Annotated in this window: 13 protein-coding genes, 1 tRNA gene and 1 pseudogene; 5 read left to right on the forward strand and 10 right to left on the reverse strand. The window is 61.1% G+C overall.

The genetic code is table 11. The annotated features are described in order from the left end of the window. Positions 1–21: 21 nt before the first annotated feature. The gene (locus AAC077_RS19260; RefSeq protein ID WP_339773245.1) at positions 22–696 is read right to left on the reverse strand and encodes a nitroreductase; all 675 of its coding nucleotides are present in this window, start codon (positions 694–696) and stop codon (positions 22–24) included. A 78-nt stretch (positions 697–774) separates the two neighbouring features. After that, a complete protein-coding gene (locus AAC077_RS19265; RefSeq protein ID WP_339773248.1) occupies positions 775–1,635 on the reverse strand; it encodes an N-formylglutamate amidohydrolase in 861 nt (286 codons plus the stop codon). Positions 1,636–1,785: 150 nt separating this feature from the next. On the opposite strand from AAC077_RS19265, the gene AAC077_RS19270 reads away from it, so the two are divergent. The 3 genes from AAC077_RS19270 (at position 1,786) to yghU (ending at position 3,146) form a co-directional block, all read left to right on the forward strand. Continuing rightward, positions 1,786–1,860 (forward strand) — tRNA-Val (locus AAC077_RS19270). 82 nt (positions 1,861–1,942) lie between these two features. Continuing rightward, positions 1,943–2,068, forward strand: a complete 126-nt coding sequence (ykgO, locus tag AAC077_RS19275) for a type B 50S ribosomal protein L36 (protein WP_005850168.1) — start codon at positions 1,943–1,945, stop codon at positions 2,066–2,068. A 202-nt stretch (positions 2,069–2,270) separates the two neighbouring features. Beyond that, positions 2,271–3,146 carry a glutathione-dependent disulfide-bond oxidoreductase gene (yghU, locus tag AAC077_RS19280; RefSeq protein ID WP_339773251.1) on the forward strand — a complete coding sequence of 292 codons (876 nt, stop codon included), beginning with the start codon at positions 2,271–2,273 and terminating at the stop codon, positions 3,144–3,146. A gap of 40 nt (positions 3,147–3,186) precedes the next feature. Here yghU and AAC077_RS19285 read toward each other — a convergent pair whose 3' ends face one another. Together AAC077_RS19285 and AAC077_RS19290 are read right to left on the reverse strand one after the other, a co-directional pair. Then, the gene (locus tag AAC077_RS19285) at positions 3,187–4,857 is read right to left on the reverse strand and encodes an iron ABC transporter permease (RefSeq protein ID WP_339773254.1); all 1,671 of its coding nucleotides are present in this window, start codon (positions 4,855–4,857) and stop codon (positions 3,187–3,189) included. Between the two features lie 51 nt (positions 4,858–4,908). Continuing rightward, the gene (locus tag AAC077_RS19290) at positions 4,909–5,796 is read right to left on the reverse strand and encodes an alpha/beta hydrolase (RefSeq protein ID WP_339773257.1); all 888 of its coding nucleotides are present in this window, start codon (positions 5,794–5,796) and stop codon (positions 4,909–4,911) included. Positions 5,797–5,960: 164 nt separating this feature from the next. Here AAC077_RS19290 and AAC077_RS19295 point away from each other — a divergent pair, with 164 nt between their 5' ends. After that, on the forward strand, positions 5,961–6,407 hold the full coding sequence (locus AAC077_RS19295; protein ID WP_339773260.1) for a DUF305 domain-containing protein: 447 nt from the start codon (positions 5,961–5,963) through the stop codon (positions 6,405–6,407). A 4-nt stretch (positions 6,408–6,411) separates the two neighbouring features. Continuing rightward, the gene (locus tag AAC077_RS19300; RefSeq protein WP_339773263.1) at positions 6,412–7,158 is read left to right on the forward strand and encodes a MauE/DoxX family redox-associated membrane protein; all 747 of its coding nucleotides are present in this window, start codon (positions 6,412–6,414) and stop codon (positions 7,156–7,158) included. Between the two features lie 68 nt (positions 7,159–7,226). Here the strand turns inward: AAC077_RS19300 and AAC077_RS19305 are convergent, their stop codons facing one another. The 6 genes and pseudogenes from AAC077_RS19305 to AAC077_RS19330 all read right to left on the reverse strand — a co-directional run. Further along, positions 7,227–8,432 (reverse strand): phenylacetate--CoA ligase family protein, encoded by a 1,206-nt coding sequence (locus tag AAC077_RS19305; protein WP_339773265.1) that lies wholly within the window; start codon positions 8,430–8,432, stop codon positions 7,227–7,229. Between the two features lie 59 nt (positions 8,433–8,491). Continuing rightward, entirely contained in the window at positions 8,492–9,316 is an 825-nt protein-coding gene (locus AAC077_RS19310) for an ABC transporter ATP-binding protein (RefSeq protein WP_339773267.1), read from the reverse strand. 71 nt (positions 9,317–9,387) lie between these two features. Then, positions 9,388–10,671 (reverse strand): ABC transporter substrate-binding protein, encoded by a 1,284-nt coding sequence (locus AAC077_RS19315; protein WP_339773270.1) that lies wholly within the window; start codon positions 10,669–10,671, stop codon positions 9,388–9,390. Positions 10,672–10,761: 90 nt separating this feature from the next. Further along, on the reverse strand, positions 10,762–11,838 hold the full coding sequence (locus AAC077_RS19320) for a branched-chain amino acid ABC transporter permease (RefSeq protein ID WP_339773272.1): 1,077 nt from the start codon (positions 11,836–11,838) through the stop codon (positions 10,762–10,764). A gap of 93 nt (positions 11,839–11,931) precedes the next feature. Further along, positions 11,932–12,948, reverse strand: a complete 1,017-nt coding sequence (locus AAC077_RS19325) for a branched-chain amino acid ABC transporter permease (RefSeq protein WP_339773274.1) — start codon at positions 12,946–12,948, stop codon at positions 11,932–11,934. 32 nt (positions 12,949–12,980) lie between these two features. Beyond that, positions 12,981–13,141 (reverse strand): annotated as a pseudogene (locus tag AAC077_RS19330) (ABC transporter ATP-binding protein); the annotation flags it as partial.

A 13,141-nucleotide genomic window follows, 5' to 3' on the forward strand; every position in this document is an offset into this window, starting at 1 on the left:
AGAGCCCCCAAACCGCCCCCCTCAGTCAAATCCGACAAATCGCGCCGTCTCGCGCACATCGCGCCGCCGCGACACAACCGAATTGGCCGAAAAGGTTTCATCCGGCCATCCCAGCGCCACGCAGGTCAGAATCACCTGATCGTCGGGAATACCTGCATGTTCTCGCACCACCGGCGACTGCATGATCCCCTGCCCGTTGATCACGGCCCCCAAACCACGGCTCCACGCGGCCAGCACCAGCCCGTATGTCACAGCGCCCAGGTCGAAATGCGCAATCGTGCCCCCTTCCAGCTCCTTATCGAAGGTCACGACGACCGACACCGGCGCATCAAACTGGCGAAAACCGCGCATGACCCAGTCCTGCCGCTTTTCCTTGTTGTCACGCTCGATCCCCATCGCCTCGAACAACTGGATCGCAATCTCGACCTGCCGGTCGCGGTGGACACCCTGATAGGCCCCGTGATCCACAATCTCGCGCTGCGGCGGCACGCCTGACAGCATCCGTTCCGAATTGCCTGCGCGCACGGCTTCCAGCGGCGCGCCGGTCAACACGTGGAAATGCCAGGGCTGAGTGTTCATCGACGAAGGCGCACGATTGGCCAGCGCGATGATCTCTTCCAGCAGCTCGCGCGGCACCGGATCGGGTTTGAACCCCCTGATGCTGCGCCGTTCGGAAATTGCCTGATCCAGATCCATCGTTGTCTCTCCCCTGAATGCTTCAGGGGTCAAAGCTACCTGCAATCGCCCCGGAGACCAGTGTAACGATACGTCAGATCACTCGGCCGCCAGCGGCATCCGTCCCTGACCGATCAGCGCAACCTCGGCCACAACAGCCGCCAGCCGCACCCGAATGTCGTCAAAGCTGCCGTTGGGCCGCACCAGCGCCTCGTTCATATACAGCGACCGGTCAATCTCGACCTGAACCGCATGTTGCCCCCGCGTCGGCCGCCCGTAGGCCTGCGTGATATAGGCCCCCGCAAAAGGCGCATTGCGTGTCACGACGAAACCCGCGGCAACGAACGCCGCCTCGATCCGGTCCACAACTTCGCCCGACGCCGCAGCGCCAAAACGGTCGCCCAGCACCACATCGGGCCGCTTCATCCCGCCGCGCACCACACTGTCCATCGCCTCGTGCGGCATCGAATGGCAGTCAATCAAAACGGCCTGCCCATGTCGGCGGTGCGCGCTGTCCAACAATTGCTGCAACATCCCGTGATAAGGACGCCAGTACAGATCAATCCGCCGCTCGACCTCTTCAAGGCTCAGCTTGCCCCGATAGATCGCCCGCCCGTTGGCCACCACACGCGGCACCACGCCCAGCCCCGACGCAACGCGCGGATTGTGACCCTTGGGCCGCACCCCCTCGATCAGGGCCGGGTCCAGTTCATCCGCCGCCCGGTTCAAATCGACAAAGGCCCGCGGCGCGCCCGCTTTCAAAAAGCTGGCCCCAAACCGCGGCGCGCAATCAAACAGTTTATCCACAAATGCATCTTCCGACGACCGCACCTGATGCTCGTTCAACACCGTCGTGCGCAAGAATCGCCAAGGATAATCGCGCCCCGAATGGGGCGACGCGAACACCACACAGGACGTGTTCCTCTCCGGGTGCAGGACTTCGTAGGCTAACTTTGGCATCTGCTCTCCTCGTGGAAATAACATAGCGCAGGAAATACACCTATCAAAAGCCCTTGATCCCGCTTCCGACTCCTTTTATACGCCCCCCTACCGGCGCGAAATCTCGCGCCCCATTTTTGTTTTGGGGCACAGTTTCGTGAAGGCCAGAGTGGGCGATTAGCTCAGCGGTAGAGCACTTCGTTGACATCGAAGGGGTCACAAGTTCGATCCTTGTATCGCCCACCATTCTATTCACAGTTCGGGCACCCGCCCGGACACCCGCAACCCCGGCGCTGCTTCGCGCCATGAAACATGAGGAAGAAGCGCCATGAAGGTTCGCAACTCGCTCCGCTCGCTCAAAAACCGGCACCGTGACTGCCGCGTTGTGCGTCGCAAAGGCCGTGTGTACGTCATCAACAAGACGCAGCGCCGGTTCAAAGCCCGCCAGGGCTAAGGCTTACGCCAGATCAATTTCAAAAAGGCCGTCCTTCGGGGCGGCTTTTTTATTGCCCAAATCTCTGTTCCCCCCTTTCTTTTGGCCCCAAATATCCCGGGGGAGGCGCGCCAGCGCCGGGGGCAGCGCCCCCAACACGGCCTTGCGCCTTCCGCACAAGACCATAAGTTGTCCCCAAACCCCTGACCGAAAGGCACCTAGCATGACCGACACCTACACGCCCCCCGACGTCTGGACGTGGGACAAAAGCAGCGGCGGCCGATTCGCCAACATCAACCGCCCCGTCGCAGGCCCGACTCACGACAAGGAACTGGACGTCGGCAAGCACCCGATGCAATTGCACTCGCTGGCCACGCCCAATGGCGTCAAGGCAACCGTGATGCTCGAAGAGTTGCTGGAAAAAGGCCACAAGGGCGCGGAATACGACGCCTACCTGATCAACATCGGCGAGGGTGACCAGTTTTCCTCGGGATTTGTCGAGATCAACCCAAACTCGAAAATCCCCGCCCTGATGGACCGCTCGGGCGACACGCCGGTGCGCGTGTTCGAAAGCGCGTCGATCCTGTTCCACCTGGCCGAAAAGTTTGGCGAGTTCCTGCCCGCATCCGGCCCTGCCCGCACCGAAGTGATGAACTGGGTGATGTGGCAAATGGGCAGCGCACCCTATCTGGGCGGCGGCTTTGGCCACTTTTACGCCTATGCGCCGGAAAAATGGGAATACCCGATCAACCGCTTCACCATGGAAGCCAAGCGCCAGCTTGACGTGTTGGAACGGCAACTGGCCGACCATCCCTATATCGCGGGCGACGACTATACCATTGCCGACATCGCGATCTGGCCCTGGTACGGCCAACTGGTTCTGGGCCGCCTGTACGACGCGGCGACGTTCCTCGATGTGGAAAGCTATACCAACGTGATGGCTTGGGCGAAAAAGATCGACGAACGCCCCGCCGTCAAACGTGGCCGCATGGTCAACCGCGCCTTTGGCGCGCCCGAATTCCAACTGCGCGAACGCCACGACGCTTCGGATTTCGAAACCCAGACATGGGACAAGGTCGGCGACGACAGCGAAAGCTGATTCGCCACGTCACGGGTGGCCCCGCGCGGGCCGCCCGCACTCACCGGCTGCGACCGACCTGACGACAGATCAGGATCACCGGCAGCACCCCCACTGCAACAATAACCAATGACGGCACCGCCGCCCCGTCCAGCCGCTCGTCGCTGGCCAACCGGTACGCCTGTACCGCCAGCGTGTCATAGTTGAACGGGCGCATGATCAGCGTCGCGGGCAGTTCTTTCATCACATCCACGAACACGATCAACACTGCCGTCAGCAGGCTGGGCGTCAGGATCGGCAGGTGCACACGGCGCAACGTGGCCATCGGTCCCTTGCCCAGCGACCGGCTGGCGGCATCCATATTGACATGCACCAGCGCCTGCCCGCCCTCGTAAGCCCCCAGCGCCGCCGCCAGAAACCGGACCATATAGGCCGCGATCAGCAACCAGATCGACCCGGTGATCAGCAGCCCCGTCGAGACATCGAATGTCGCGCGCATCCATGCGTCCAGTTGGTTGTCAAAGGCGGCAAAGGGCACCATCAGCCCCACCGCGATCACTCCGCCCGGCACCGCATAGCCCAGCCGCGCCACATAGGCCGCACCGCGCGCCAGACGCCCCGGCTGGATTCGGTTGTAAAATCCGACAGCAATCGCCGCCCCCAGCGTCAGCACCGCCGCAATCGCCGCCAGCGTCAGGGAATTGGTGGCAAAGCCCAGATAGCGTGCGCTGGTCAGGTCCTGCTTGGACGCCAGCCCCATAACCACAAGAACAACAATCGGCAGCAGCGCCCCCAACAGCACCGGCACGCCGCACAGCACCATCGCAAGACCTGCCCGCACGCCGCTCAGATGTACCGGCGGGTTGCTGCCTTTGCCGCCCCGAGACGGATCGTGATACTTGGCCCGCCCCCGCTGTGCCCGCTCCAGCATGGCCAGCAGCAGCGCAAACGCCAGCAGGCACAGCGCAAGTTGCGCAGCCCCCGTGCGGTCACCCAGGCTGAACCAGCTTGTGTAAATCCCCGTGGCAAAGGTCTGGACGCCGAAATAGGCGACCGTGCCGAAATCGGCGATGGTCTCCATCACCGTCAGCAACACGCCCGCCGCAATAGCAGGCCGCGCCAGCGGCAAGCTGACCTTGAAAAACGCCCCCCAGACCGAACTGCCCAAGGCACGCGCGGCCAGAAACGTGGTGCCCGACTGCTGCAAGAACGACGCCCGCGCCAACAGGTAAACATATGGGTACAACACCAGCACCAGCATCAATGCCGCCCCGCCAAGGCTGCGGATCTCGGGGAACCAATAATCGCGCGGCCCCCATCCCATCACCGCGCGCAGCGTGGATTGCACGATGCCGGGGTGGTCCAGAATGCTGGTATAGGCATAGGCCAGCACATAGGCCGGAAAGGCCAGCGGCAACACCAGCGCGATCTCGAACACCCGCACGCCGGGAAAGCGCGTCATCGTCACCAGCCACGCGGCCCCCACGCCAACCATGAAAGTCCCCGCCGACACCAGCAGCACCAGCGCCAGCGTGTTGCCCATATAACGTGGCAATACGGTCTGCATCAGGTGCTGCACCGTGTCGAACCCGCCGCCAAAAGACGCCAGCAACACAGCCACCATCGGCAACAGACACACCGCCGCCGTCAGCAACGCCACCGTGGCCAACCCTTTGGGGGCCAACCGTGCGGGCGCAGCGCCCGCCGCGGAATGTGTCGCCTGATCGCTCATAGCCCTTATGTCGATCATTTCTGTCGGAATGACCAGACCACGCGCACCGCCCTAGCCTTCCTCAAAGAAGGCCAGAATGTCATCGAACACACGCGGCTCTGCCACATACAGCAGATGCCCCAGACCGGGATAGAAAGTCACCGGCGCGCCGCCGATGCTTTTGGCAAACCGGCGCACCTGGCGGGGCCGGAACACCGTGTCGGCGGTGCCTGCATACAGATGCACCTGCTCGGGCGGCAGGGTGAAGCCCTCGGGCATGCGCCAGCCCACCAGCGCCATGGTGTGCGACTTGAAGATATTGAACGACGGCTCGACCACGATCTTTTTCGGACGGCTGGTGATGCGGGCAATATCGTCGGCCCTTTCGGGCGACCGCGCGCCTGCGCGCCCGAACAGCAGCACGGGAAAATAGTTTTCCCACACCTTGCGCGTGTTCACCGACTGCGCCCGTGCCGCCGCGACCAGAATGTCATCGACCCCGCGCAGCGCCGTCTGCGCACCGCCGCCAAATTCCACCGCGCTGGACATGCCCGCGACCTGCGCGCGCAGCCCGATCTGCTTGGCCGCAAGCATCGCAATCGGCGCCCCGGTGGAAAAACCCAGCAGCTTGATCTGTTTGTCGGGATAGCGGTCCGCCAGTTTCACAATCGTCTGTGCCGCCCGCGCAATGTCCAGCGGTCCGTCCAGCGGTCGGCCATCCATACCGGGAAACCGGTAGGCGGCAAAGGCATATCCCTTGGACCGCCATTCGACCACGGGGTCGAAAATGCCCAGCGGCGTCATCGAACCGGGGATCAGGATCAGCAGTTTGTCCTGCGCTTCGATGTCCACCGCATTGAACAAAAGTGGTGTCACCGGCGCGTCGCGCGTCTCGGGCTTTGACCCGCACGCTGCCAGCAGCGCACAGACCGCCAAAACCAAAACCCGTACCATCCACATGCGCGCGCCCCTGCATTGCACTACGATCCTTCGCCAGCAGTCCTAGCCGCAGCTTTGATCATCCACCAGCCACCCGCGATCACAATGTAACCAAAGCACGCAAAGAAACTTTGGAACCTTCCAGCACTGGAAACCTGTTTGTTCCATAGAAAAGGGAGACTGACATGAGCCATTACACCCGTTTTTTCGCTATGATCCTAACCTCGACCGTCGTCATGTTTGTGGCCATGTACTTCAACACCTACGCTTTCGACCACGTGTATTTCAGCGAAACCCGCGCGTGGATGGCCCTGTATATGGGCGCACTGATGATGGCCGTTATGCTGGCTTTTATGTGGGGCATGTATCCCAGCCGCACTGCCAATATTGCCATCACAGCAGGCGCCGCTGTTCTGTTTGCCGTGGGACTTTGGGGCGTCAGGTCACAACAAACGGTGGATCAAGTCGATTGGATGCAGGCCATGATCCCGCACCATTCCATCGCAATCCTGACCAGTGAACGCGCCCGCATCACGGACCCGCGGGTGCGCGAACTTGCTGACGGGATCATCTCCACGCAACGCAAGGAAATCGCAGAGATGCAGGCCCTGATCGCCGAACTGAAGGAGTAATACCATGACACAGAAAACCGCCCATCTTTACCGCATGGTCATGCCGGATCACCTGTGTCCCTTCGGCCTGAAATCGAAATCCCTGCTAGAGCGTCACGGCTACACCGTCGTAGACCATCATCTGACCACGCGCGCAGAAACCGACGCCTTCAAGGCCGACTATGACGTGGAAACAACTCCGCAAACCTTTATCGAAACCGAGCGGATCGGCGGTCACGACGATCTGCGCCGGTTCTTCGGCCAAAACGTCAACGACGGTGACGAAAAGACATATCGCCCCGTGTCGGTGATCTTTGCCATCTCATTCCTGATCGCCCTGGCCATTGCCATGATCGCCCACGGCACGCCCCTGAGCTGGCAGGTGATACCGTGGTTCGTATCCACCGCCATGACGATCCTCGCGCTGCAAAAGCTGCAAGACGTCGAACAGTTTTCGACCATGTTTCTGGGCTATGACCTGCTCGCCCGCCGCTGGGTGCCTTACGCCTACATCTATCCCTACGCCGAAGCCGCCGCAGGGGTGCTGATGCTGGCAGGTGTCGCCTTGTGGCTGGCCGCGCCGCTCGCCTTGTTCGTCGGAACCATCGGCGCAATTTCGGTGATCAAGGCTGTCTACATCGACAAACGTGATCTGAAATGCGCCTGCACTGGCGGCAACGACAACGTGCCACTTGGCTTCATCTCGCTCAGCGAGAACCTTGCAATGGCAGGCATGGGCACATGGATGCTGATCCGCCTGATCACCGGCTGATCCTTCATCTTGCCAGATAAACTCCGGGGGAGCGCCGCAAGGCGCGGGGGCAGCGCCCCCACCCCGCATCAATCGTAAGTGCGCTGATCCTCGATCACCAAACCATCGTGCGGCAAGCTGCCCCTCGGCACGATCTCGACCGTGCCTTTCATCTTCAGCGTCTCAACAACGCTCGCAGCGTAGGCCTGCACATCGCCGCCTTCCGCCTCGATCCGAACCGTCATCGCATCCTGCTGCCCGTCCCGTTGCGCAACGACGCGCGCGCGCGAAATCTCGGGGTGTCTGGCGACCAGCGCGGCCACCTGCTCGGGGCGTACGAACATCCCCTTGATCTTGGTCGTCTGATCGGCGCGACCCATCCAGCCCTTGATGCGCATGTTTGTGCGCCCGCAGGGACTTTGCCCCGCCATCAAGGCACTCATGTCGCCGGTGGCAAAGCGGACCAGCGGATAGTCGGGGTTCAGCGATGTCACCACAACCTCGCCAACCTCACCCGGCTCCACCGGATTGCCGGTGCCTGGCGTCAGGATTTCCACGATTACGCCTTCATCGACGATCATCCCCTCCATCGCGGCACTTTCATATGCGATGTTGCCCAGATCGGCGGTGGCATAGGACTGCAAACAGGCAATGCCACGATCCGCATATTCCTGTCGCAGGCTGGGGAACAGCGCGCCGCCGCCCACGACCGCACGCGACAGTTTCAACGTCACGCCCATCTCGTCGGCCTTGTCCAAGATCACCTTCAGATAGTCCGGCGTGCCTGCATAGGCCGTGGTGCCGATATCGCGCGCCGCGATCACTTGCAGTTCCGTCTGCCCCGTACCGGCAGGCAGCACAGCCGCCCCCACAGCCCGCGCACCGGATTCAAAGATCATGCCCGCAGGCGTCAGATGATAGCCAAAGCAGTTCTGGACGATGTCGCCCTTGCCAATGCCCGCCGCGTGCAAAAAACGGCCCATACGCCACCAGTCGTGGCCGATCCCGCCGGGTTCATAGATCGGCCCGGGCGACTGGAACACATGCGCCAGATTGCTGACGGCAATGCCACCAAAAGGCGGGTTTTCCTTTTGCCAGGCCGACAGCTCGGATTTGCGCAGCACCGGCAGATTCACCAGATCATCCGGGTTTCGCACCTCGGCTGCCATCGCGCGCCAGTCGGCGGGCGCATAGGTGATCGACGCCAACCGCGTGCGCAACAAGGCGGCTTGTTCGGCCTGCCGCTGGTCCGCACTGCGGGTTTCCAGATCATCAAAATACGCTGTGTCCGGCATCGGGTAATTGTCCTGTTTGTCTGTTGGTAAAGGGGCCGCAGCCCGCCGGTCGATCTTGCTCAGCTCAGCCAACGCTTGCGACGGCGATACGACCGCACATCACGGAAGGATTTGCGGCCCTCGTCGGACATGCCCAGATAGAATTCCTTCACATCCGGGTTCTCGCGCAGCTCGGCGGCGGGGCCGTCCATCACCACGCGACCCGATTCCAGGATGTACCCGTAATGCGCAAACCGCAGCGCCACGTTGGTGTTCTGTTCCGCCAGCAGGAAAGACACGCCTTCGTTTTCATTGACCGATTTAACGATCGAGAAAATCTGCTCCACCAGTTGCGGCGCAAGGCCCATGCTGGGCTCATCCAGCAGAATCGTCTCGGGGCGGCTCATCAGGGCGCGGCCAATCGCGCACATCTGTTGTTCCCCACCCGACGTGTAGCCTGCCTGCGATTTGCGCCGCTCACGCAAACGCGGGAAATAATTGTAAACCATCTCAAGGTCCGCCGCCGTGGCGCCCTTGCCATCGGTGCGGGTATAGGCCCCCGTCAGCAGGTTTTCCTCGATGGTCAGGTGTTCAAAACAATGTCGGCCTTCCATCACCTGCACCACACCGCGTTTCACGGTTTCGGCAGGGTCGGTGTGCTGGATCGCATCGCCGCGATATTTGATCGAACCCTTGGTCACTTCGCCCCGCTCTGAGGCCAGCAAACCGCTGATGGCTTTCAGCGTCGTGGTCTTGCCCGCGCCGTTGCCGCCCAGCAGGGCCGTGATCCCGCCCTTAGGCACCGACAGGCTGACGCCTTTCAGCACCAGAATGACGTGATTGTAGATCACCTCGATGTTGTTGACCTCCAGCAAGGTCTCGTCCGTTTTTGCAGCGTCCAGCATGGTCAACCTGCCCCGTTAGGTGATGTTCACAAATGTCTCCGGCGACGGCACCCGCCGCCGGAGAGGTCGGCTTAGTTGCAGCCGGGTTCGATGTTGTTTTCTGCCGCATAGGCCGCCGAATCTTCGGCCACCAGACGACCGATCAGCTCGCGGTCCGTGGGTTTGTAGTCAGAGATGACATTCCACGTTCCGGCGGCTGCGTCCCACTGGACAACACCCACCAGACCGGGCCCACCGTGCTGTTCGCACGACACTTTGAACTCGGGGCCAAAGTTGGGAAGACCCAGAGCGGTCATCTTCGCTTCGGTGATCTCAAGCGCCTCCATACCGTCGCGCATCATCTTGGCGTCGATATCAGGGGTGCCGTGGATCTCCTGCGCGGTTTTCGCAGCTTCGGCGGCCAGCATTGCGGCGTACATGCCGCGGTTGTACTGAACCGTACCGATCTGGTCGCCCGCACCGGCAGCTTTGCCCGCATCCACAACGAATTTCTGGATGTCGTCATAGATGGGATAGTCTTTGCCAACACCGTGGAAGGTCAGCGCCTTGTAGCCGTTGGCCGCTGCACCTGCGGGGATCACGTCCGCTTCGGAACCCGACCACCACACACCGATAAAGTTTTCCATCGGATAGCGGATGTTCACGGCCTCTTGCACGGCGACCTGGTTCATCACGCCCCAGCCCCACATGATCACATAGTCGGGCTTTTCACGGCGAATTTGCAGCCACTGCGATTTCTGCTCTTGGCCGGGGTGGTCAACGGGCAGCAATGTCAGCTCGAAACCGTGTGTCTTTTGCAGCTCTTCCAGCGTGCGGATCGGCTCCTTGCCATAGGCCGAGTTGTGGTAGACCAAGGCGATCTTCTTGCCTTTGATGTCGCCACCGTTCTCGTCCAGCAGATAGTTGATCGCGCCCGATGCACCGTCCCAATAGTTGGCGGGATAGTTGAACACGTCACGGAACACTTCGCCATTGGCCGCCGAGGTCCGGCCATAGCCCATCGAGTGGATCGGAATGCCGTCTGCTGTCGCTTTGGGGATCAACTGATAAGTGATGCCGGTGGACAGCGGCTGATAGACCAACGCGCCTTCACCTTTGGTGGATTCGTAGCATTCCACACCTTTTTCGGTGTTATAGCCGGTCTCGCATTCCGGCACGCGGGTCTTGACCCCGCCAATGCCGCCATCGCGTTCGTTCAGCAGGGTGAAATAATCGGCATAGCCATCCGCAAAGGGAATGCCGCTGGCCGCATAGGGCCCTGTCCGATAGCTCAGCGATGGGAACACAAGGTCCGCCATAACCGGGCCCGCTGCCATAACAGCAGCAACAGCCATTGTTGCAAACTTCATCTTCATCGGTGTTTCCTCCCTTGGTTTTCCGATGCGGCCCCTTGCAGAGCCAGCGCAGGGCGGGGTGTTACCCGCCAGTCTTGGCAACCGGCCCCGTTAATGCGGGAACGGCCACAATCTCAATTTTTCCTTGGTCACGCGCCACAACTGCGCGATGCCATGCGGCTCGGCGATCAGGAACACGATGATCAGCGCCCCGACGATGACCAACTGCAAATGCGCCACGATGTCGGTGGGCCAGCCCAGCCAGTCCACCCCCACAACCTTCAGCGCCACGGGCAGCAACACCAGGAACGCAGCCCCGGCAAAGCTGCCGAAAATGCTGCCCAAACCGCCGATGATGATCATGAACAACACCAGGAATGACTTGTTGATGCCAAAGGCCTCGCCCACCTCGACAGCGCCCAGATAGACGCTGAAGAACAGCGCGCCCGCGATGCCGACAAAGAACGACGAGACGGCAAAGGCGCTTAGCTTGGCGGTCAGCGGGTTCACCCCGATGATCTCGGCCGCAATGTCCATGTCCCGGATCGCCATCCATTTGCGCCCCACCGACCCGCGCGTCAGGTTGCGCGCGATGATGGCGCTGACCACCGTAAAGATCAGACAGAACAGATAGGTGGCCCAGGCTTCGGTGTTCGGCCCGGTGATCAGGATACCAAAGGTGTCCCGCTCGGGCGCATTGATCTGACCGGATGCGGAATAGTTGTAGAACCACGGCACGCGGTTAAAGAGCCACACCAGAAAGAACTGCGCCGCCAGCGTCGCCACAGCCAGGTAAAACCCCTTGATCCGCAGCGACGGCAGACCAAACAACATGCCCACACCTGCCGTGATCACCCCGGCAAGGATCACATGAATGAACATGCTCACATCGGGAAAGGCGGTCATCAGCTTGTAGCAGGCATAGGCGCCCACCGCCATGAACCCGCCAGTGCCCAGCGACACCTGCCCGCAATAACCCACCAGAATGTTCAGCCCGATCGCCGCAATCGCATAAATCAGGAAGGGCAGAAAAATCGAGTTCACCCAATAGTCGTTGACCATGAACGGAATGACACAGACCGCCACGAACAGCACAAAGTAATAGCGCCACCGGTCGAACCGGATCGGAAAGGTCTGGCTGTCTTCCTTGTAGGTCGTGCGAAATTCGCCCGCTTCACGATAAAACATCAGAGTACTCCCACAGCCCGCAGGCTTTTCATTCTTTTGGCTGTCAATATCCCGGGGGTGCGGGGGTTGGCCCCCGCTGCTGCTTCGGTCAGATCAAACACGTTCAATGATCTTCTCCCCGAACAGACCCTGCGGACGGAACACCAGGAACAACAGCGCCAGCATATAGGCGAACCAGTTCTCGGTCGCGCCACCCAGGAAGGGCGCGCCAATCAGGAACTCGAACAGCTTCTCGCCCACGCCGATGATCAGCCCGCCCACGATGGCACCGGGGATCGAGGTGAACCCGCCCAGCATCAGCACCGGCAACGCCTTCAGCGCGATCAGCGACAGCGAAAACTGAACCCCCGATTTCGCCCCCCACATGATGCCCGCCACCAGGGCGACAAAGCCCGCCAGCGACCACACAAGGATCCAGATAAAGTTCAGCGAAACCCCGACCGACAGCGCCGCCTGATGGTCATCCGCCACAGCCCGCATCGCGCGGCCCTGCTTGGTGTATTGGGCAAAAGCCACCAGTGCTGCCACCAGCACCATCGCCACGACCGCCGCGACAATATCCAGGCTGTCGATGAAAAAGCCATAGAACCCTTCGCCACCCAGCCCCGCCGTCATGTCTTCGATCCAGAAATTCCCGCCCTGCGGCAGACAGGCCCCCACGGCCCAGCACAGATCAAGCGTCTTGATCTCGGACCCCCACATCAGGTCGGCAAACCCTTCCAGGAAATAGGCCAGACCGATGGTCGCCATGAACAGAATAATCGGCTCTTGCCCCACCAGATGCCGGAACACGAACCGCTGCACCGCCCAGGCCAGCGCGATCATCACCAGCACTGTCAGGAACACCGCGACAACCGAATGCAGGTTCCAGCCAAAGCTGGTCACATGCAGACCAAAGGTCGCGTTGATCAGATGCGCAAACGGCACCTGCCCGTTCTGAAAGCCCACCAGCGTCATCGCCGCGAACAGCGCCATAACCCCTTGGGCAAAGTTGAAAATCCCCGACGCCTTGTAGATCAGCACAAAGCCCAGCGCGACCAAGGCATACAGTACGCCCGCCATCAGCCCGTTCAGGAACACCTCGATGGTATAAAGAAAAGTGTCAGACATCGCGCAGTTCCTTCAAAGTCCAAGTCTTTGCATCAGTCATGAGCCACCCCCAGATAGGCGTCGATCACGTCTTGATTGTTGCGCACCTCGTCAGGGGTGCCATCGCCGATCTTCTTGCCGTAATCCATCACGACCACGCGGTCGCTCAGGTCCATGACCACGCCCATGTCGTGCTCGATCAGCGCAATCGTGG

It is taken from the genome of uncultured Pseudosulfitobacter sp., from assembly GCF_963976325.1.
GTDB lineage: Bacteria > Pseudomonadota > Alphaproteobacteria > Rhodobacterales > Rhodobacteraceae > Pseudosulfitobacter.